The organism is Rhizobium sp. BK377 (genome assembly GCF_014193935.1).
Lineage (GTDB): Bacteria > Pseudomonadota > Alphaproteobacteria > Rhizobiales > Rhizobiaceae > Rhizobium.
On record NZ_JACIAC010000002.1, the window covers coordinates 86965 to 106376 of the forward strand.

Genomic DNA, 19412 nt, shown 5'->3' on the forward strand with positions numbered 1-19412 from the left:
TTCACAATCACCATCTATCTGTCTGAGGAGGAAGGTAAATGCCGTTTTTGGAATCTCAGGTCAACACGTTCACGGTCAATTTCCAGTACAGTGCTGCGACCACCCAGCTGCCAGGCGGCGGATGGGTGATCACATGGGCCTCGATGCTGGAAGACGGCAGCGGTTCCGGAATCTACCAGCAGGTCTACGACGCGACGGGCGCCCCCGTCGGGCCCGAAACCCGCGTCAACACCATCGTAGAGGGCAACCAGGACATGCCGGCCGTGGCGGTCCTTGCCGATGGCGGCTGGGTGGTGACCTGGGGAGACCAGGGGGTCTCCACGCCCGGAGTCTACCAGCAGGCATTCAACGCGGACGGCACGCCGCGCGGTGGCGAGACCCAGGTCAACACCTATGAGGGCGCGGGACAGGGGGCGCGGTCGGTCATAGGGCTTTCTGACGGAGGCTGGGTCGTCAGCTGGCTGTCGGTAGGCCAGGACGGCTCCGGATACGGGATCTACCAGCAGGCTTTCGCTGCCGACGGCTCCAAGATCGCCGGAGAGACCCGGGTCAACACCTACACCGATGGAAACCAGTGGCCTGGTTCGATGGCGCCGCTCGATGGCGGCGGCTGGGTCGTCACCTGGTCGTCGGCAGGTTTGGACGGTTCCGAGACCGGCATATTGCAGCAGGTCTATAATGCCGATGGCACGCCGCGCGGCGGGGAGACCCTCGTCAATACCTACACCAATTCCTATCAGGGCAGCCCAACCGTGGTGGCACGCGACGGCGGCTGGGTCGTCATCTGGGGATCGAATGGCCAGGATGGCTCGAGCGGCGGGGTCTATCAGCAGGCCTACAATGCCGACGGAACGCGGCTCGGCACGGAGACACGGGTCAACACCACGACCGACGGCAACCAGGGCTACCATGCCTCCGCCGCATTGGACGACGGCGGCTGGGTGGTGATCTGGCTCTCGGGCGATGCCCATATGATGCAGCAGGCCTACAGCGCGAACGGGACACCAAAAGGCGGCGAGACGCAGGTCGATACCGAGGGGACATATGCGTCGAACCAGAAGGTGACGGCGCTGGCCGATGGCGGCTGGGTGGTGACCTGGACGGTGATGGGATTCACCGACACCTACTATCATGTCTATCAGCAGGCGTTTAATGCCGACGGGACGAAAAACGGCGATGAAACGCTCCTCAACACGCTGACCCACACCTACCATGATATACCCCAGGTGGCGGCGCTCGATGACGGCGGCTGGATCGTCACCTGGGCATCCGACAGCGACTACAACGGTCCCTATTCCTATGACTCCGGCATCTATCAGGTCCGCTACGATGCCGACGCCAATGCGGTGGAGCTTCCGAGCCACAGCATCTACGGTACCTATCCCGGCATGAGCCTTTTCGGCACGGCCGGCGACGACGCCATTTATGCAAGCGCCGGCGACGATACGCTCTACGGCTATGCAGGCAATGACCATCTTTCCGGAAGCTCCGGCGACGACAGGATGATCGGCGGCCTCGGCAACGATACCTATAGCGTCGACACCACGGCCGACAGGGTCGTGGAACTGGCCGGAGAAGGCACCGACACCGTCCTGACCGAAGTGAGCTATACGCTTTCGGCCAATGTCGAGAACCTGGCGATGGTCGCCGAGGGCAATCTCTATGCGACCGGCAATGCGCTCGATAACGCCATGACCGGCAATAGCGGCAACAACACGCTGGCCGGCGCTCTAGGAAGCGATACGCTCCACGGCCTCGACGGCAACGACTATCTCGATGGCGGCGCCGGCAACGACAGGCTGTACGGCGGCTCCGGCGACGACATGCTCGCGGGCGGCACCGGCGACGACTTCATGGATGGCGGCGACGGAAACGACAAATACAAGGTCGACAGCGCCGGCGACGTCGTCCACGACACCGGCGACGGCGTCTGGGATCTGATCGATACTATCTATTCTACCGCGCAAGCCTATTCGCTCGCCGGAACGGGCGCTGAGGCTCTGATCCTTCAGGCGGGCGCCGTGATCGGGATCGGCGATGGCGGCAACAACCAGATAGTCGGCAATGCGGCGGCCAATACGCTCGTCAGCGGCGGCGGCAGTGACGGCCTGACCGGCGGCGGCGGTGCCGATACGTTCGTTCTCGCTGCACCCAGCTCTTCGAACTTCGCTTCCATCGCGGATTTCGGCGCGGACGATTTCCTGTCGTTCCGGTCCAGCGCTTTCCAGGGCATGACCGCATCCACCCTGGATTTCCATGTCGGCAAAACCGCCATCGGCGCAGACGCCCAGTTCTACTTCAACACGTCCGACCGCACGCTCTATTGGGACGAGGACGGAACTGGGGAAGACGACGCTGTTGGAATTGCCATGCTCAACGGAGCTTATGTCCTGCAGTCCGGCGATTTCCTGTTTGCGTGAGGGGCGCTGACAACGGAAGGCAGGGTTTTGCGGGCCGCCGTTTATGCGGCCCTTCCTTGTGAAGAGATGGGCGTTTCGGCGCCCGCTCGCCCTGAACACCCATGGCCCGCGCTCGCCGTGCAAGATGGAACGCCGCACACGCCTGGCTGCAATCCCCCCTACCTCCCCCCAAGCTCCTGCCCGACCAGCGACAGCCAATAGCGCACCCCATGGGCGATCGCTTTGTCGTTGAAATCATAGGCCGGATGATGCAAACCCGCACTATCCCCATTGCCGATCAGGATCATCGCGCCGGGCCGCCTCTCCAGCATATAGGAGAAATCCTCTGCTCCCATCGACGGCTCGTATGCCGCATTCACCCGGCCCTCACCGGCAACCCTTGCCGCTGCCGCAACGATCGCTGACGTCCTGCCGGCATCGTTGACCGTGACCGGGTAACCCGGCCGCCAGTCGATCTCGGCCTCCGTCTCGAACAGCTTCGCCGTGCCATGCACGATCTCGCGAAAACGCTGCTCGACGGCCTTCCTCGTGTCCGCCTGCATGGTGCGGATCGTGCCGCCGAGGCGCACGGAGGCGGGAATGACGTTCAGCGCCTTGTCGTTGCCTGCTTCCGAAAAGGTGACGGAGACGACGACCGGATCGAAGGGATCGGTGAAGCGCGAGGCGATCGATTGCAGCGCGGTGACCATATGGGCGCTGACGAGAACAGGATCGCGCGTCATGTTCGGCGAGGCCGCATGCCCGCCCTTGCCGTTGATCGTGATGACGAAGCGGTCGGCACCCGCCATGAACGGGCCTGCGCGCGTGGCAAAGGAACCGATCTCCAACCCAGGCTCGTTATGCATGCCATAGACCTCGTCGATGCCGAAGCGCTCGAGCAGCCCCTCCTCGATCATCACCCGCGCACCGCCGCCGCCTTCCTCCGCCGGCTGGAAGATCAGCACGACCTTGCCGGAGAAATCCCGGTTTTCGACAAGGCACTTGGCGGTGGCAAGCAGCATGGCAGTGTGCCCGTCATGACCGCAGGCATGCATGCGGTTGGCATTTTTGGAAGCATAGGGAAGATTGGTCTGCTCCGACATCGGCAGAGCATCCATGTCGCAGCGCAGCGCGATCGTCTTGCCCGGCCCCTTCGTGCCCTCGATGAGGGCAACGACGCCGGTCTTGGCAAGCCCGGTCGTAACATTCTCGCAGCCGAATTCGGCGAGCTTGCCTGCCACGAAGGCCGCAGTCTCCGGAAGGTCGAAGAGCAGCTCCGGATTCTGATGGATATGCCGACGCCAGCCCTTGGCCTCTTCGGCGACGGCTTCGATGGTGCTCATGATGGTATCCTTGTGATGTGGCCGTGGAGAGCGGCGGCCGAAGGTGGGGTGGCGCGAGACTACCCGCTGCGGGGGCAATTTGCCAACCGGGGAATGGGCTGGATATGGAATGAGATCCGAAATCTCCTCCTCGGTCGGCATCCTCAGAAGTTCCGCACCCTCTTGACCTAAAGTGCACTTAAGGTTGTAGGGAACGGATCGCGGCATGACAAGATACGCGATCAGGATGTCCGCAATACGTAACCTCAAGGGCAATTTCTCTGAATCATCGGAAGGCGCGGTAATGGCCAAACTGCTCGGCGATAGCGACCTCATGGGCCACGACGTGATGGCTAGGGCAATCGATGTCATGGAACTGGCCTTTCGAGCGAGGCTCGATAACAAGATCGTATCGCCGCCAAGGCATCACGTCTCTTTCGGAGAGCATGGCGATCTGGTCTTCACGGTGGGAGGTATCCTTGGGGAGGCTCCACTTGCCGGATTCCGTGTGTACGATACGTTTCAGAATTCGAAGCAGTCTCAAATCGTCGCCGTCTGGTCGGCAAACGAGGGGAGATTGAAGGGCCTGGTTCTTGGGGAACGTCTCGGTGCCGTCAGGACTGGCGCAATTGGCGGCGTGGCGATACGGCATCTGAGCTCACAAAATGCGAAGTCTGTCGCCGTGATCGGTAGCGGCATCCAAGCACGAACTCAGCTTGCTGCGGCCGCGGCAGTCAGAGCGATATCCACTGTTCGTGTGTACAGTCGGGATGTGGTCAACAGAAACGCTTTCGCCCAGGAGATGCAACGCGATCTCAACGTAGAGGTCACGCCTGTCGAGAGTGTTGCGAAGGCGACGATGGATGCCGACATCGTTATCTGCGCGACCTCGAGCCGGACCCCGATATTAAACAGCGCAGATCTGACGCCGGGCGTTCACGTCAACACCATTGGCCCCAAGCTTGTTGGAGAGCACGAAATTGGGCTCGACGTTGCTGATACCGCCAAAATCATAGCCACCGATGCACCTGAACAAGCGCGCGCCTACGCGTCGCCCTTCTTTCTCGCGGGCACGCGACACGAAAACCGAATGATCGATCTTGCTGAGTTGGTTTCCGCGCCCGGAAGGACCCGGTCTTCGCCTGAGGACATCACCCTATTCTGTTCTGTTGGGCTCGCCGGAACCGAAGTTTTGCTGGCATCTGCTCTGCTCGACGCGTCTTGATCTCATAGATATCCGGCTCGAGCGCAGTGGTACCGCGCTGCAATATGCCGAAGCGAACGATGTAATTTTAACTAGACTTTCGAGGCCACACGCCGTGCTGCGTGTGGCCGCTGATAGGATTGGGTTAAATACCGTGCTCAAGGCAGGACTTCACGGCTGCCCTTCCGATACGCTGCAACCGTCATCCACACAGCCGACAGCAGGAAATAGAAGGCACCAAACCCGGCATAGGGGGCGATGTCGAGAATGCTTGGCGCTGCGGTCCCATAGGCCCGGCTGATCATGAAGCCGCCGGCGAGCGTCGATTGCGCGCCGCTGAGGATCATGACCCATTGCGCGCCGTAGATGCGCCAGCGCCGCACGGCCGCCGCAAGCTGCAGCAGGCCGGAGAAGATTGCCCAGACGCCGAAGACGGCGAGCACGGCATAGGGGCTGTTGAGGACGGCGATGATGACGGCAAGCGTGGTGATCGTGCTGACGGCAACGTTGAAGGTCTGGGCGGGGTTCGCCTTCAATCCGCCGTTCGAGCGGGCGTCCACGAGGTTCGCCACCGCATCCCAGGCCGGATAGATGACAAGCAGCACGGAGGCGAGCGCCGATTGGCTTCCCGACAGAGTGGCTGAAAGAATGGCGGCGATGATCCAGCCGATCGAAAACAGCGCGCGGACGAAATAGTAGGACCGCAACCAGCTCGATTGCGCGGAAGATTGGTTCTGCATGACAGGCTCCTTGTTTGTCTTCCTACTAGTAGGTAGATGACTTTGGAGAGTCAATCGCCAAACGCGCCGCTCTCTGCCGTCAGGAACACAAGCACGTGAGCGAGCCCGCAGCGCCCGCTTGACAGCCCTGCCTACCAGAAGATAGGCAAGCTGTATGGAACAGACGACTTCGGAAAAGATCCTCGATATAGCGCAGTCCCTCGTCGTGGCGGGAGGCTATAACGGCTTCAGCTATGCCGATATTTCCGAGGCGGTCGGCATCCGCAAGGCGAGCATCCACCATCACTTCCCAAGCAAGGCCGAACTGATGCAGGTCCTCGTAGACCGCTATACGCAGCGCGCCGAATCCGGCCTGAACGCGCTGCGCGAGCACGTCCCCGGCCCTGTCGAGCAGCTGCAGGCCTATCTGAACTACTGGCAGAAATGCATCCTCGATGCCTCGGAGCCTTTCTGCGTCTGCGCCATGCTCGCCGCCGAAATGCAGATGCTGCCGGAGCCGGTCGCAGCCCACGTGCGCCGGCATTTCGAGAACCTGGCCGCCTGGCTGACATCAGTGCTGAAGGCGGGCGCAGAGCAGAAGCTCTTCCGGCTCGCCAGATCGCCCGAAGAGGAAGCGCAGATCCTGATGGCGTCAGTCCACGGCGCCATGCTGTCGGCCCGCGCGCTAGGCGATCCCAGCCTCTTTGCCGCGGTCGTCGGCCCGCAGCTCGCCAAAATCAAAGCATAGAGCGCTCAAAGCATAGAAGAGACCGCCACGTCATCCCGATGGACCGGGATCGGTAAAGCCCGACGGCATCTGCGCTCTTTCGCTCATCATCTTAACAAGAGTGATTTCTTCCGCGCTGCGGGCTTGCGCGGCATCAACGGCAGGCCGGCATCGCAATTGCGTGTGACCAGCGTTTCGGTGACGGATTCGTCCGCATAGGTCTCCTGCGTCCGAATATAGACCGCCGACAGGCACGGATCGAGGGAAAGGGCCTGCCGAACCAGGAATTCAGCCCTTCCAACGTCGCCGCAGGCCATGCTCGCAGCAACCTGGTAGAGCGACTTTCGCCTGGTCTGGAAGGGCAGCGTCAAGGCGACGCGCATCATCTCTTCGAAACGACCGAGCGCGTAGAGCGCCGCCACCCGTTCTTCGGTGATCCAGACCGGCAGGAAGGGATCGAGCGTCTCGGCACGATCGAGCATTTCGAGGGCGCGCTCGGCTTCTCCGGCATAGACATAGAAGGCCGCGCTGCGGCCGAGAATATAGGCGTCGTTCGGCGCGAGTTCGTGGGCACGAATGTGATGGTAACGCGATGAAATGAAGTCGCCCGATTTCATCTTGATCGCGCCCATTATGCGATGGGCTTCCGGATCGGACGGGTCGAGGGCGAGCGCGTGTGCCACCTGCTGTTCGGCCTTATCGATGTCGAAGCTTGGCAGATTGCTCCACGAGCAGACATGCATTGCGAACGGACGGCCGAAACCGGGGTCGGCCGCCATTGCCCGCTCGAACCAGGTCATCGCTTCATGGATGTGAATATCCGCCACGCCCACCAGGCGGTGATGATCAAGCCCGCGCAGATAATACTCATAGGCCGTCATGTTCTCCGGGCGCTTCAACCGGGCTGCCGCAAGTTCCGATTGCTCGATCCGTCCGGATACGGTTGCTGCAACACGAGCGATGATCTCGTCCAGCACATCGAGCAATTCGCCAAACGGACGCTTGATACGGTCCGACCAGATGACGAGACCCTCTCCGGTCTCGGTCAGCGCGATGTTGACCCTGAGATCATCGCCCACTTGCCGGATCGAGCCGCTGATGACGTAGCCGACGCCGAGAAGGCGGCCGATCTCGACGGGATCCTTTGTCGTCAGCGCGGTCGCCGCCGAGCGGGAACTGACAAACAACCCCTTCAGGCGGCTGAGTTCGAGCGTCAGGTCGTCGGTAATGCCCTCCGCCAGGAAACATTGGTCCGCACCAGCGCCGGGCGCTACGTCGAAGCGCGCTACTGCGATCGAATTGGTCCGGGGAGACTGGGCAGTATTGGGGGCGGATCGCGTCGGCGCGAACTGAAAGACGTGACGGTCTATCAGTTCGGTGACCCGGTAAATCCGGATCGGCTCCAGAATTCCCTTCAGCTGCCGTTCGCCGACATCTTCGAATCCGCAGGGCGAGACCCGCCGGACCTGGTCGTAGAGCAGCCCTGAAACCTCGATTGCGCCGGGCGGCGCAGATGCCTCGATGCGCGCGGCGATATTCACCCCGTCGCCGCGCAGATCGGAGCCCACGACGACGACATCGGCGAGATGGAGGCCAAACCGCATATCGCCGCCGCTCGATCCAGGAAGGGCAGCGATCTCGGCGCGCGCCTCGATGGCGGACCTGAGCGCATTGATGGGGCTGGCGAACTCGGCGAGCAGGCCATCGCCCGCCGTGCCGAAGACTCGGCCATCATGGCGCTGGACAATCATGCGAACGGTATCGAGGACAGCGTCGATCCGGGTAATCGCCCCTTCCTCGTCCGATTCCATCGCGGAGGTGGAGCCGACGAAATCCCCGACCATGATCGTAGCCAGCTTGCGCTGCATTCTCGATCCTCCCCGCGACAGAAGCACGCGATGAGACAATGTAGCACATTTGCGGGCCTGGATGTTCTGCGATTGGCAATGCTGACGATGCGGTAGCAGGCCCGTGCGACATCAGCGGCCGATGGCGCATGGTTGCAATGTATGGAGGAACCGACATCATAATGGCTTCATCGCTGGCAATGCTCATGTCCGCCTTCGGCCCAAAGCGGACAATCGGTGACGTGTCGAAGGATTACCCAACGGAAGCCCGACCTCATTTTCGATATAGTATCACTCATGTACCTTCTTCCATCGATCTTCAAAATCGCCAAGTAGAGGCCTCATTCGATCTGAAAGAGGCTAAAACAATGAATGAACCCGTTTCCGGCGTGAAGTCACGCAACATCCTAGTGCTAGGTGCAGGTGAGCTTGGAATGCCTGTCCTGCGTAATCTGGCTCGTCGCTCGAAGGACATAGAAGGAGCAAAGATAAGCGTCCTACTGCGCGCAAGCGCCGTAAGCTCCGACTCCTCGTCCAAGCAGCGTGATATTGCCGAGATTCGTGATTTAGGCATTGAGATCGTCGTGGGCGATTTGGTGAACAGCTCAATCGAGGAACTGGCATCCTTATTCGCGCAATACGACACAGTCATCGGTTGCACAGGCTATGCAGCGGGGATCAACACCCCGATGAAGCTTGCCAGGGCGGCTTTGCAGTCTGGGGTTCCACGCTATTTCCCGTGGCAGTTCGGTGTCGACTTCGAAGCGATTGGTCGAGGTGGTCCGCAGGATATTTTCGACGCTCAGCTCGATGTGCGTGAACTTTTGCGCTCTCAGGATAAAACCGAATGGGTCATCATCTCTACCGGTATGTTCATGAGTTATCTGTTCGAGCCCGAATTCGGGGTCGTTGATCTGGAAAAAAGCACTGTCAATGCCCTTGGCAGCTTCGATACCGCTGTCACGCTGACGACTCCCGACGACATCGGCGTGCTCACTGCAGAAATTGTCTTCTACGAGCCGACCATTTGCAACGAAATCGTCTTCCTAGCAGGTGATACGGTCACCTATGGCGAGCTCGCGGACAAGCTTGAAGGCGGTTTGAGCAGGCCGTTCAGCCGATCCGAATGGACAGTTCCAGTCCTGATGGAAGAGTTGGCAAAGGACCCGCAGAACATGATGCGCAAGTACCGCGCAGCGTTTGGTATCGGGCGCGGCATGGCATGGAACAAGGCCAGCACCTTCAACGTGCGCGAAGGCATCGAGGTTACGGATGTATCCGATTGGATTAACGCCAATCTTCGCGGCAAGTAAGTAACCCTAAGCACCGGTCCTCATATCTAACGGTCCCAGCGGAGCGGTGCACGCCCTCATCATCAGAACGTCTGCCAGGAAGGCCTTTCTGGCGGACGAGAATCATAATCTTCGCGTGATTTTCTAAAGAGGTCGGAATTCTCCACAACCCATGTCCACAGCGGGATCATGCGGATGAGAAGACCCATACCCAATTCGGTCAGCTCATATTCTACGCGAGGTGGCATCTCAACAAGATCGTGGCGCGTGACGAGGCCATCTCTTTCGAGCTGGCGTAGGGTACGGGTCAGCATCCGTTGGGTCACACCATGCATTCGCCTTCCAATGTCCGCATGTCGAAGCCTGCCATAAACCCCAAGAGTGTGTATCACGCCAAGCGACCACCTATTGCCTGCGTGCGTCAGAACCTCTCGTCTAACCCCATCCTCATCCTCGCGAAGGCCGTCACAGACAGCTTGAGAGTAGTTTAGGATTTCTTCTCTGGTCATTTTCTTGTTTCCGGGAAGCTGCTGTGCATCTTATCAGCACTTTCGAGTGCGCCACACATTTGGTTACGCTCAATCCTTCATGTCAGCAATTGGCGCATGGTTACCATGCCCATCAAGGATTCTGAACCTCGGGATCAATGTCGTTCTGCCAACACGACGGCACAATGCTTGCGCCCAACTCTTCGTGGCGCTTGTTCCACGGCGAGCCGGACCTGCCCTGGTTGGCGACCCGCTCGCGCCAGATATGCCGGCCTTGAGTGAGATCAAGGAGAAATCCTGTGGCTGTGCCAAATTCCTGGCCGCATGACGGGCGCTGGCGACGAGCTCAAGGCATTGATCCTGCGCATCCAAGAGGAAGCCCAAGCGGAAAATGGGAGGCGTGCCATGAGCGTTTTGGACGAGCCGAAGGCTCAGCCCCCAATTGGCGGTTTCGGCAAATTGCGCGCATGGATGCGTGATATCGGCCTGCGCTCGACGATCATGGCGACGGCAGCGGTGTTCGGTCTGGCAGGCGCCTTCATGCTTTTCCTTCTGGATTTCGGTGAGGCAAGCGGTCTGGCTCTTGCCGTAAGCACCAGTATTGCTCTTGCATTCCTGCTGATCGACATCGTTGCCAAGCTCAGAAACAGCGATTTCGGTCTCGACCTGATCGCCGCCCTTGCCATGGGCTCGACCCTCTGGTTCGGCGAATATCTGGCCGGAGCGATCGTCGCGCTGATGTATGCCGGCGGCCAGTTTCTGGAAGCCTATGCGCATCGGCGCGCAGACGAGGGTATGTCGGCTCTCCTGGCGCAAGTGCCGCGAACGGCACTTCGGCTCCTTGAGGACGGGATGGAAGAAGTCCCCATTCCCGACATCGCGGTCGGTGATATCCTGATGATCCGCAGGGGCGATGTGATCCCGGCGGATGGCACGCTGCTCTCGGCTGCCGCATCGGTCGATCAGTCCGTCCTGACCGGCGAAGCCTTCCCGGTTCACATCTTGAAGGGAGCACGGATCGAGAGCGGCGCGACGAACGCGGGAGACGCGATCGAGATTCGCGTTGAAAGCCGCGCCGAGGACAGCACCTATTCCGGCATCGTCAAGCTGGTCGAGGCATCCCGGCGTTCCAAGGCGCGGATAGCGCGGCTGGCCGATCGATATGCGATCGCCTTTCTCCTGCTAACGCTCGCAATCGCGGCCGGTGCTGCCCTCCTGTCCGGTGACATGGCGCGCATCGTTGCGGTTCTCGTCGTGGCGACGCCCTGCCCGCTGATCCTGGCCGTTCCCGTGGCGCTAGCGGCCGGAACCTCGAAGGCGGCCAAGGCGGGCGTGCTGGTGAAGGGCGCAGGGCCGCTGGAGATCCTGGCGGATGCCTCCGTCGCGGTCTTCGACAAGACCGGCACGCTGACGGCGGGCGACCCTGAAGTTGTCTCGATCGAGGGCCCTGAAGACCCGGACAGGATCCTGCGCCTCGCCGCATCGCTGGACCAGGCATCATCGCATGTTGTCGGTCGTGCGATCGTCAGGGAGGCCCAGAGACGCCAGCTGACGCTGTCACGCCCGACGGATGTATCGGAGCTTCCGGGCGCCGGGATTTCCGGGCTTGTCGACGGGATCAAAGTGAGCGTCGGCGGCGACAATTACTTCAAACCGGATGGCGCGTCGTCCCGCCCTTCGGAGAAGAAAGGCAGGATGCAGGCAAAGGTCTTCGTCGATGGCCGGCTTGCAGGCGAGATCGGCTTCGAGGATCGGTTGCGCGGCGATGCCGTCGAACTCGTGGCTAGGCTCCGCAAGCTGGGTTTCGGCCGGATCGTGCTTGCAAGCGGCGACGAGCGCAGCGTCGCCGCCGCCATTGCCGGCTCCCTGTCGCTGGATGCCGTCGAAGCGCGGCTGTCGCCCGTCGAAAAGGTTCAGATCATCGCCAGAGAACGCGCGGCGAGTAAACGCTCGGGCGGCAAGGTCCTCATGGTCGGCGACGGCGTCAACGATGCTCCGGCACTCGCAGCCGCCGATGTCGGCATCGCCGTCGGCGCCACCAATCTTGCGGCCGCCGCCGAAGCCGCCGACATCGTCCTCATCCGCAACGATCTGAACCGGATCGCCTCGGCCATCGAAATCGCCCGACGCTCCCGCGCCATCGCCGTCCAGAGCATCCTCGCCGGCATCGGCCTCTCGCTCGTCGCTATGATCTTCGCCGGTGCCGGCTTCCTGCCGCCGGTTACAGGGGCCATGCTGCAGGAAGTGATCGATGTGGCGGTGATCCTGAACGCGCTACGGGCGCTGCGCTAGATAATGAGCCCTAAGCTTTACCCAGATGTTTCGGCCAGAATTCCTGATGGACTGCGGCGGCTTCCTCTTCGAGATTCGTCGGCCCCTCGACGGTGACGATACGCGCGCCGGTCTGCAGCACCGCCCGGCTCGGCACGTTCAACCCGATCCCGGCAATCTCGCCAAGCCGCACCTCCGAGCACGCAAACACCATGCGCCCGATGCCCGACCAGTAGATCGCCCCGGAGCACATCGCGCACGGCTCCGTACTGGTGTAGAGCGTACAGTCGGCAAGATATGCGGTGTCGTAGTGCTGTGCGGCCAGTTTGATCAGGTTCAGCTCGGCGTGGTTGGTCATATCGCGGCCGGTGAAGACAGTGTTCTCGGCGCGCAAGATGACCGCACCGTCCTTCACCAGCACGGAGCCGAACGGTTCGTCTCCGTGTTCCATCGCGGATTTCGAGAGCGCAATAGCCTCGCGTAAAAACGGCTCATGATTTTCCGTCATCGTCTCCCCCAAGAGCTAGAGCGGGATGATCTTTGCTTGGATCAGAGAGATTGCCAAGGGCTGCAAATCGGATTCAGGTCGGCGATCCGTATCGCCCGCACCCGTGATTGTTCGGCTCCAGCCAATGAGTCCTGAGCCAAGTTCGCCGAGGAGCAGGCAGAAACAGACGACGTCGCCGTCAACCGGATCTCGGATGACGGCGACAAATCTATTGGTTTTTGCGCCCTGCACAGGGCTCAGTGGGCGAGGAACAACGGCAGCTGGCAAGCCTCGATCATCCTTCGGGTCACGCCGCCGAACAGGCTCTGTTGCCATCTCGGATGGTTGTAGGCCCCCATGACGATCAGATCCGCGCCCATATCCATCGCGTGCCTGGTGATGATCTCGTCCGCGCTCTTGCCTTCGCTCGAAAGGCGATCGACCTGGACCTTGACGCCGTGGCGGGCAAGGAAAGCTGCTATGTCGGCGCCCGGTTCTTCGCCGTTCACGCCCATGCGCGCCATCGGATCGACCATGGTCACATGAACGACCTCCGCCTTTTCCAGGAGATCGAGCGACTGGCGGGCGGCCCGCGCTGCCTCATTGCTGGAATCCCAGGCCAACACGACGGCTCTTGGCGATGTGGTTATCCCATGTCGCCTGCGATTGATCAGGATCGGTGTCGGAGCCTGGAAAAGCGCGCCGTCGAAGATCCGCTTTCTAAGACCCGCGTCCTCGGCCGCATCGGATCCCAGAAGCACGAGATCGGCATACAGCGCCCGTTCGGCGATATCCTGGTCGGCCCAGGCAGATTCCGTGTAAAGATCCTGTACCTCGGACGAGAGGTCGTTGCGTGAAAGCACATCCTTGATTTTCAAAGCCGTCGCGGCAAGTTCGTCGATCTCCCGCTGCCTCTCATCCAGCCAGATGGTCGAGACGGCATTGTATTCTCCGAACGACGGGGCCGCGCCGATGGAAACGACGAGCGCGGTCAGATGTGCCCCATGGGCGGCGCAGAAGCTCGTCGCGCTTTTTAGATCCTGCTCGTATCTGTTGCTTTTGAGGATGCTCAGAACTGTTGTGATGGCCATGATGGCTGCCCTCCGTGATGGATATCACGATGGTAGCAATCCGGCTCGATAAGGTCTTTGATATCAGTCAACAACGATCAGGCGCGCTTCTCCTAGCAGCTCGGACGCACCTGTGCGGACGTGTCCGATCCGGGAAGCCCCGCCGACGCGCCGGTTCCGATCATGCCGTTGCAATCGGGCGTGCCGGTGCCCATGCCATTGCCCGTGCCGGACAGCCCGCGTACGGCCGGATTCGTCGTGTTGGGATTGGGCAGGACGTTGACGGTGTTGCCGCCGCCGGTTCCGTTCGGCGATATCGTAGTGCCCGTGCCCGTGCCCGTACCGGTGCCGGAACCCGTGCCTGTGCTGCCGGATGTGCCGGAGCCGATGATACTGCCGCCCGAAGTACCGCCAACACTGCCTGTGCCACTTCCGGCACCGCCTGCGCCGCCGCCGACGCCCGATGACTGCGCCATTGCTGACGTGGCGAAGCCGACAGAAAGGACGGATGCCGTGATGAGCTTCAGAAGCATGAGAAACCTCCGTTTTGCTTCATGGGTCATCAGGCAGAACCTGAGGCTCGGCGCGAGGTTCCCCCTCATCACGATAAGTTTTGATTTCCTCGATACCGCATGGGTTGCCTCGGCGGAATTCCGGTCGACCCTTCGGTAGGATCGGCTGACTACGGCAATCGGATCGCGCAACAACCATTGGGTCGCTGTTCAAACGAACAGCCATGTCTTACTAAGAACAGTGACCATTGTCAGGGACATCTAGCCGATGACGATACCCACGACACTTGCAGACTGGCTTTCGCCCGATCGCGCCGCATTGTTGGTCTACGATATGCAGATCGGCATCGCCCGGCAGGTCCCGGGAGCGGAAGAGACGAGCCGTCGCATCGCTGATATCGTTGCGGCCGCCAGGCGCGCCGGGATGAGAATTGCCTTCTGCCGCCACCTTTCCCTGCCGAAGCCGTGGATGGGGCTGTTTGCGACGCGCATGGCGATGGCATGGCAACGCACCGATGATCCCGAAACTGTAAAGCCCTGGTTCCTGCGCGGCAGCGAAGCGGTTGAGATCGTTCCCGAACTCTATCCGCAGGAGCAGGATTTCGTCTTCGACAAGCTTGGCATGTCGGCCTTCGAGGGAACGCCGCTCGCGCTTGCCATGCGGGATGCCGGCCTTTCGGCATTGGCGATCTGCGGCATTGCGATGGAGATCGGCATCGAGCCGACCTGCCGCCATGCCGCCGACCTCGGCATCGTCCCGATCCTGATCGAAGACGCATGCGGATATGGAGACGCGGAAGCCGCCAGACGTTCCGTCGACTCCCTGCGCTTCATGGGCGACACGATCCTGTCGAATACGCAGGAATTCCTGTCGGCCGTCGCTCGCCCGCAGTAGCGGCTCGGAGATAGCGCCTTCAGCCCTTCTTCCGGGGCACCGCCTTGCCCGAATTCGTGCCGCCGGCCGGCCGGCTGTCCAGAAAGCGGGAGAGCATGTTGCGTTTTCTCTTGCGCGGCATGAGATCGATGTCGCTCACGAGCTTCGCGCCGCCCTCGCGCCGCTCCAGGGTGATCTTGCGGCTGTGGAACACTTCGAGCTCGGCGCGATGCGCCACACTGACGATGGTGACCTTGGGCAATTCCTCGATCACCATCTCCATCATCCTGTCCTGGCTCTTCTCGTCGAGCGCCGAAGTTGCCTCGTCGAGCACGATGATGTCGGGGTTGTGGAGCAGCAGACGCGCGAAGGCGAGCCGCTGTTTTTCGCCGCCCGACAGGATCTGGTCCCACGGCGCCTCTTCCTCGAGCTTCTCGTTCAGATATTCTAGCCCCACCTTCTGAAGGGCCGCCTTGATCTCGTCCAGTGGCCAGCCGTCCGCGGCATTGGGATAGGCGACGGCGCGGCGCAGCGTACCCGAGGGGATATAAGGCCGCTGCGGCAGCATGAACAACCGCCTGTCGGGATGGAAATCGACGCTGCCGTGACCCCACGGCCAGAGACCGGAAATGGCGCGCACCAGCGTGCTCTTGCCCGAGCCGGATTCGCCCGCCACCAGCACCCGCTCGCCGGGTTCGATTTCGACCTGCGTTTCCTTAACAACGGCGGTGCCATCGTCCAGCGACACGGAGAGATCGTTGAGGCTCAGGATCGCCTCGCTCTCTGTTTCACCATGCTGGATGCGCCCCAGCGCATCGCTCTGCTCGGCCCGTTCCAGCCCGTCGAGCGACATCATCAGCGAAGCGACGCGCCGCGCGCAGGCATTCCAGTCGGCAAGTCGCGGGTAGTTGTCGACAAGCCAACCGAAGGCGGTCTGGACGATGGCGAAGGCTGACGCCGCCTGCATCACCTCCCCCAGCGTCATGTTGCCTTCGAGAAATTTCGGCGCGCAGAGCAGCACCGGCACGACGGGCGCAATCAGCATCGATCCATGCGAGACGAAGGTCGTGCGCATATATTGGTGGGACAGCTTCGCCCATTGGCGGAGCACATTGGTAAAAGTCTTGTCGAGGTCGTTGCGCTCTTCCTCCTCGCCGCCGAGAAGCGCGATACTCTCGCCGTTTTCGCGCACATGCGTCAGCGTATAGCGAAACTCGGCTTCCACCTGGTTCTTGACCTCGGAGACCTGGACGAAATGCCGTCCGATCACCGCAATCGTCGTCGAGGTGATGAGCGCGTAGAGCACGGCCGTCACGACGAGAAAGCCCGGAATGGTAATGGACATCCCGCCGATCGGCAGCGTCAGGGCGCCGCCAATCGTCCAGAGAACCACAATGAAGGTCGAAGCCGAGAGAAAGGCCGAGATGACGCCGGCGATGAAATCGACGGGCGATTCCGTGGCGATGCGCAGGTCCTCGGAAATACGCGCCTCCGGGTTCTTATGATCGCCGCCGATGAGGTTCAGCTGATAGTAGCGGCCGTTTGCCAGCCAGCGCGCAATCAGCGCGGTCGCAAGCCACCGGCGCCAGTGTCGCTGGATCATCATGCGGACATAGACCTGGCTGGTGACGAGGACGACACTGCCCGCCACGAGCGGCAGGAAAACGGCGCTCAGATAATAGACGGTGCCGGCATCGTGCCGCTCGATGGCGTCGAATATGCCGCGGTTCCACCTGTTGATCCCGTACTGAAAGCCGACATTCATGCCGATCATGATCAACAGCCCGATCGTGCATGGCCAGGCAAAACCATCGCCCTTGCGGCTCCAGTAGCCCCGCGCACTGATCCAGAATCGCTTCAGCAGATATTTCTTGCGCGCCCGCTCGGCCTCCTCCGGCCTCAGGTCCGGATCGGGTTCGATAACATCTGGCGGTGGCGCGACGTCGACAGTCGATGCCTTCCCCCGGGGTGTCTCCTCGGCACCATCAGGCTTGGCGCCGTCGACCGATGTCGGCTTCAATTTTGCGTCGGTCATGCCAGCGGAAACGGATTACCAACCGAAAGGTTTCACGAGGGGGCCAAGCTTGCTGCTTGCCGGAAATTAATGTCGGGGAGAACCCGACCCAACGACACAATCGGCACGCGAAAATCCGTCATTCGGCGCTTCGATCATGTGGCACTCCCCGTCCGATGGCTCTCGCTGTCAAAACCGTAAGCTCGTTGCACAAGAGCGACGCGAACCTCGTATTTCGAGTACCAGTCTTGGCGACCTCGCCGCTGTGCTTCGACATGATCGATGACGCTCTTCCATGCGCGGATACTGTCTTCATCCTTCCAGTATGAGATCAGTATTCCGAAGCCATCTGCACCGCGAGCGCTTTCGAAGCCGAGATATCCTGGCTGTTGACTGGCAAGTTTGGTCATTGCGTAACCAATCTCGCCATAACCATCGTCCAGACTTGTACGCTGCGAGGTGAAGCTGACCATATAATATGGTGGTTCTGGCAGGGCGGCTATCTGCATGTGATTTCCTCTGTTTTCGACGCAGAAGCTACTTGGGCGATCCATCTTCCGTCAATTTCGGCGGGACCGCTAGCTCTGCTTCGGGTAGAAGGCGGCGTCTTATGCTTTCCCCGCAAGGCAGCGTTCGTTTGGCCCCGAAGCGGATGACGAAGCCATGAACGGATCTTCCCGCATCGCCGCAACGAGATATTCGATGATGGTTCTCACGCGAAGCGGCATGTTGCGCCTGGACGAGTGGACCAGATTGATAGGCAGGCGGGCCGGCGGGAAGTCGGGCACCAGATTGATCAATCGCCCGGCGCAAATGTCCGGTGCGGCCAGGATATGGGAGAGGATAGCGATGCCGGCGCCAGCAAGCGCGGCGCGGTGCACGGCAACGGCATTGTTGACGACGAAACGCGGCGCGACCCGAACCGCGACTTGATCGGACCCATTGGAAAAGAGCCATGAACGGCCATCGCCGCCCCGTCTGTAGCAGATGCAGTCATGGTGACTCAGATCCTCGATCGTCTGGGGAGGACCTCTTTTTTCCAGATAGGCCGATGACGCGACGAGAAAGGCCGTCGTCCAGCCGATCCTGCGGCATATCAAGCTGGAGTCGGAGACGGGGCCAAGGCGCACTTCGAGGTCGATGCCTTCTCCAATCAGATCGGATGGCTCTTCGCGAAATAACAGTTCAACGGAAAGTTCCGGGTGGCGGTCGAGAAGGGCTGCGAGTCGATCGCTCATATAAAGCCCCAACGGTGTAGGCAGGGAGAGGCGTACCTTGCCAGATGCGGTTCCGACCGGACCAGCAGAGTCGCCGAGCGCTTCCACAGCTTCGATAACCCTGAGAGCCATCGGGATCATCCGTTCGCCTTCGGCCGTGAGCGCCAATGCGGTGGTTGAACGGTGCAGAAGACGTGTGTCGAGTTGGGCCTCCAGTGCCGAAACCTGTCGGGAAACCGCAGGCTGCGTAAGCTTGAGATCGATTGCGGCAGCAGAAAACGAGCCTGTCTCTGCAACCCGCAGGAATGTCCGCAAGGCGCAAACGATGTCCATTACCGTCTCCTTCGTTCTCGACATAAGCCTTATGTCCACCACTTGGGTCGGAAGGTCTTTACGCCCGATGAATTACAGATATTATCCATCCTCAAGGATGTCAAATATCCTTAATTCGGAGAGGAACCATGACCCAGCGCCTGAACTACGCCCAGAAATCGCCGGAGCTCCTGAAGAAGCTTTCGGATCTCAGTATCGCCCTGAAGGACAGCGCCATCGAACAAAAGATCAACGATCTCGTGCAAATCCGCGCGTCGCAGATCAACGGCTGCGCCTTCTGTCTCGACATGCATGTCAAGGAAGCCAAAATCCACGGAGAGAGCGAACTCAGGCTCTATCATGTCGCCATCTGGCGGGAATCGAACCTTTTCATTCCCCGTGAGCGCGCGGCCCTCGCTTGGACCGAAGCGGTGACGAAACTGCCGGAAGGCGGCATTCCGGATGAACTCTATGAGCGCGTGCGTGGCCAGCTTTCCGAGAAGGAAATCTCCGACCTGACCTTCTCGATCATGGTCATCAACGCCTGGAACCGCGCCAGCGTCGCCTTCAAGTCAGTCCCCGGTTCGGCGGACAAGCTCTATGGCCTCGACAAGGCCGGCCTCAACTAAGCCCTTCCCGCTGACGACCCATCGAACG

At 60.9% G+C, this 19412-nt stretch carries 17 protein-coding genes; 7 read left to right on the forward strand and 10 right to left on the reverse strand.

Annotation, left to right across the window (positions count from 1 at the left end; all coding sequences use genetic code 11):
* The first annotated feature begins 38 nt into the window (after nt 1-38).
* Complete coding sequence (locus tag FHT92_RS09000) at nt 39-2420, forward strand: calcium-binding protein (RefSeq protein ID WP_183824027.1); 2382 nt, start codon at nt 39-41, stop codon at nt 2418-2420.
* A gap of 158 nt (nt 2421-2578) precedes the next feature.
* Here the strand turns inward: FHT92_RS09000 and FHT92_RS09005 are convergent, their stop codons facing one another.
* Nucleotides 2579-3742, reverse strand: a complete 1164-nt coding sequence (locus tag FHT92_RS09005; protein WP_183824029.1) for a M20 aminoacylase family protein — start codon at nt 3740-3742, stop codon at nt 2579-2581.
* Between the two features lie 283 nt (nt 3743-4025).
* Here FHT92_RS09005 and FHT92_RS09010 point away from each other — a divergent pair, with 283 nt between their 5' ends.
* Complete coding sequence (locus FHT92_RS09010) at nt 4026-4946, forward strand: ornithine cyclodeaminase family protein (RefSeq protein WP_183826168.1); 921 nt, start codon at nt 4026-4028, stop codon at nt 4944-4946.
* Between the two features lie 137 nt (nt 4947-5083).
* On the opposite strand, the gene FHT92_RS09015 is transcribed toward FHT92_RS09010, so the two are convergent.
* A complete protein-coding gene (locus FHT92_RS09015; protein WP_183824031.1) occupies nt 5084-5665 on the reverse strand; it encodes a DUF308 domain-containing protein in 582 nt (193 codons plus the stop codon).
* Between the two features lie 154 nt (nt 5666-5819).
* Here FHT92_RS09015 and FHT92_RS09020 point away from each other — a divergent pair, with 154 nt between their 5' ends.
* Nucleotides 5820-6392, forward strand: coding sequence for a TetR/AcrR family transcriptional regulator (locus tag FHT92_RS09020; RefSeq protein ID WP_183824033.1), 573 nt, complete (start codon nt 5820-5822; stop codon nt 6390-6392).
* A gap of 86 nt (nt 6393-6478) precedes the next feature.
* Here FHT92_RS09020 and FHT92_RS09025 read toward each other — a convergent pair whose 3' ends face one another.
* Nucleotides 6479-8239 (reverse strand): adenylate/guanylate cyclase domain-containing protein, encoded by a 1761-nt coding sequence (locus FHT92_RS09025; RefSeq protein ID WP_183824035.1) that lies wholly within the window; start codon nt 8237-8239, stop codon nt 6479-6481.
* Between the two features lie 161 nt (nt 8240-8400).
* Here FHT92_RS09025 and FHT92_RS09030 point away from each other — a divergent pair, with 161 nt between their 5' ends.
* A complete protein-coding gene (locus tag FHT92_RS09030; RefSeq protein ID WP_246735184.1) occupies nt 8401-9531 on the forward strand; it encodes an aromatic alcohol reductase in 1131 nt (376 codons plus the stop codon).
* A gap of 62 nt (nt 9532-9593) precedes the next feature.
* On the opposite strand, the gene FHT92_RS09035 is transcribed toward FHT92_RS09030, so the two are convergent.
* The gene (locus FHT92_RS09035; protein WP_080801765.1) at nt 9594-10019 is read right to left on the reverse strand and encodes a winged helix-turn-helix transcriptional regulator; all 426 of its coding nucleotides are present in this window, start codon (nt 10017-10019) and stop codon (nt 9594-9596) included.
* Nucleotides 10020-10403: 384 nt separating this feature from the next.
* Between FHT92_RS09035 and FHT92_RS09040 the strand changes: the two genes are divergently transcribed.
* Complete coding sequence (locus FHT92_RS09040) at nt 10404-12290, forward strand: heavy metal translocating P-type ATPase (RefSeq protein WP_183824037.1); 1887 nt, start codon at nt 10404-10406, stop codon at nt 12288-12290.
* A 10-nt stretch (nt 12291-12300) separates the two neighbouring features.
* Here the strand turns inward: FHT92_RS09040 and FHT92_RS09045 are convergent, their stop codons facing one another.
* The 3 genes from FHT92_RS09045 to FHT92_RS09055 form a co-directional block, all read right to left on the reverse strand.
* Nucleotides 12301-12777 carry a nucleoside deaminase gene (locus FHT92_RS09045; RefSeq protein WP_183824039.1) on the reverse strand — a complete coding sequence of 159 codons (477 nt, stop codon included), beginning with the start codon at nt 12775-12777 and terminating at the stop codon, nt 12301-12303.
* Nucleotides 12778-13013: 236 nt separating this feature from the next.
* Complete coding sequence (locus FHT92_RS09050; RefSeq protein WP_183824041.1) at nt 13014-13847, reverse strand: universal stress protein; 834 nt, start codon at nt 13845-13847, stop codon at nt 13014-13016.
* 92 nt (nt 13848-13939) lie between these two features.
* A complete protein-coding gene (locus FHT92_RS09055; protein ID WP_183824043.1) occupies nt 13940-14359 on the reverse strand; it encodes a hypothetical protein in 420 nt (139 codons plus the stop codon).
* Between the two features lie 247 nt (nt 14360-14606).
* Between FHT92_RS09055 and FHT92_RS09060 the strand changes: the two genes are divergently transcribed.
* Nucleotides 14607-15233, forward strand: coding sequence for a cysteine hydrolase (locus FHT92_RS09060; RefSeq protein WP_183824045.1), 627 nt, complete (start codon nt 14607-14609; stop codon nt 15231-15233).
* Between the two features lie 19 nt (nt 15234-15252).
* On the opposite strand, the gene FHT92_RS09065 is transcribed toward FHT92_RS09060, so the two are convergent.
* From FHT92_RS09065 to FHT92_RS09075, 3 genes are all read right to left on the reverse strand, one after another.
* Nucleotides 15253-17247 carry an ABC transporter ATP-binding protein/permease gene (locus tag FHT92_RS09065; protein ID WP_183824047.1) on the reverse strand — a complete coding sequence of 665 codons (1995 nt, stop codon included), beginning with the start codon at nt 17245-17247 and terminating at the stop codon, nt 15253-15255.
* A gap of 134 nt (nt 17248-17381) precedes the next feature.
* Complete coding sequence (locus FHT92_RS09070) at nt 17382-17735, reverse strand: antibiotic biosynthesis monooxygenase (RefSeq protein WP_183739075.1); 354 nt, start codon at nt 17733-17735, stop codon at nt 17382-17384.
* A 99-nt stretch (nt 17736-17834) separates the two neighbouring features.
* Nucleotides 17835-18776 carry a LysR family transcriptional regulator gene (locus tag FHT92_RS09075; RefSeq protein ID WP_183824049.1) on the reverse strand — a complete coding sequence of 314 codons (942 nt, stop codon included), beginning with the start codon at nt 18774-18776 and terminating at the stop codon, nt 17835-17837.
* Nucleotides 18777-18904: 128 nt separating this feature from the next.
* Here FHT92_RS09075 and FHT92_RS09080 point away from each other — a divergent pair, with 128 nt between their 5' ends.
* Nucleotides 18905-19384 (forward strand): carboxymuconolactone decarboxylase family protein, encoded by a 480-nt coding sequence (locus FHT92_RS09080; RefSeq protein ID WP_183824051.1) that lies wholly within the window; start codon nt 18905-18907, stop codon nt 19382-19384.
* Nucleotides 19385-19412 lie beyond the last annotated feature (28 nt).

Excerpts from the sequence above, each read along its gene's own strand:
- FHT92_RS09060 (WP_183824045.1), top strand. The coding sequence starts at position 14,607 with ATGACGATACCCACGACACTTGCAGACTGGCTTTCGCCCGATCGCGCC.
- FHT92_RS09045 (WP_183824039.1), bottom strand. The coding sequence starts at position 12,777 with ATGACGGAAAATCATGAGCCGTTTTTACGCGAGGCTATTGCGCTCTCG.
- FHT92_RS09050 (WP_183824041.1), bottom strand. The coding sequence starts at position 13,847 with ATGGCCATCACAACAGTTCTGAGCATCCTCAAAAGCAACAGATACGAG.
- FHT92_RS09025 (WP_183824035.1), bottom strand. The coding sequence starts at position 8,239 with ATGCAGCGCAAGCTGGCTACGATCATGGTCGGGGATTTCGTCGGCTCC.
- FHT92_RS09075 (WP_183824049.1), bottom strand. The coding sequence starts at position 18,776 with ATGGACATCGTTTGCGCCTTGCGGACATTCCTGCGGGTTGCAGAGACA.
- FHT92_RS09020 (WP_183824033.1), top strand. The coding sequence starts at position 5,820 with ATGGAACAGACGACTTCGGAAAAGATCCTCGATATAGCGCAGTCCCTC.
- FHT92_RS09040 (WP_183824037.1), top strand. The coding sequence starts at position 10,404 with ATGAGCGTTTTGGACGAGCCGAAGGCTCAGCCCCCAATTGGCGGTTTC.
- FHT92_RS09000 (WP_183824027.1), top strand. The coding sequence starts at position 39 with ATGCCGTTTTTGGAATCTCAGGTCAACACGTTCACGGTCAATTTCCAG.
- FHT92_RS09065 (WP_183824047.1), bottom strand. The coding sequence starts at position 17,247 with ATGACCGACGCAAAATTGAAGCCGACATCGGTCGACGGCGCCAAGCCT.
- FHT92_RS09055 (WP_183824043.1), bottom strand. The coding sequence starts at position 14,359 with ATGCTTCTGAAGCTCATCACGGCATCCGTCCTTTCTGTCGGCTTCGCC.
- FHT92_RS09005 (WP_183824029.1), bottom strand. The coding sequence starts at position 3,742 with ATGAGCACCATCGAAGCCGTCGCCGAAGAGGCCAAGGGCTGGCGTCGG.
- FHT92_RS09030 (WP_246735184.1), top strand. The coding sequence starts at position 8,401 with ATGGCTTCATCGCTGGCAATGCTCATGTCCGCCTTCGGCCCAAAGCGG.
- FHT92_RS09080 (WP_183824051.1), top strand. The coding sequence starts at position 18,905 with ATGACCCAGCGCCTGAACTACGCCCAGAAATCGCCGGAGCTCCTGAAG.
- FHT92_RS09010 (WP_183826168.1), top strand. The coding sequence starts at position 4,026 with ATGGCCAAACTGCTCGGCGATAGCGACCTCATGGGCCACGACGTGATG.
- FHT92_RS09070 (WP_183739075.1), bottom strand. The coding sequence starts at position 17,735 with ATGCAGATAGCCGCCCTGCCAGAACCACCATATTATATGGTCAGCTTC.
- FHT92_RS09035 (WP_080801765.1), bottom strand. The coding sequence starts at position 10,019 with ATGACCAGAGAAGAAATCCTAAACTACTCTCAAGCTGTCTGTGACGGC.
- FHT92_RS09015 (WP_183824031.1), bottom strand. The coding sequence starts at position 5,665 with ATGCAGAACCAATCTTCCGCGCAATCGAGCTGGTTGCGGTCCTACTAT.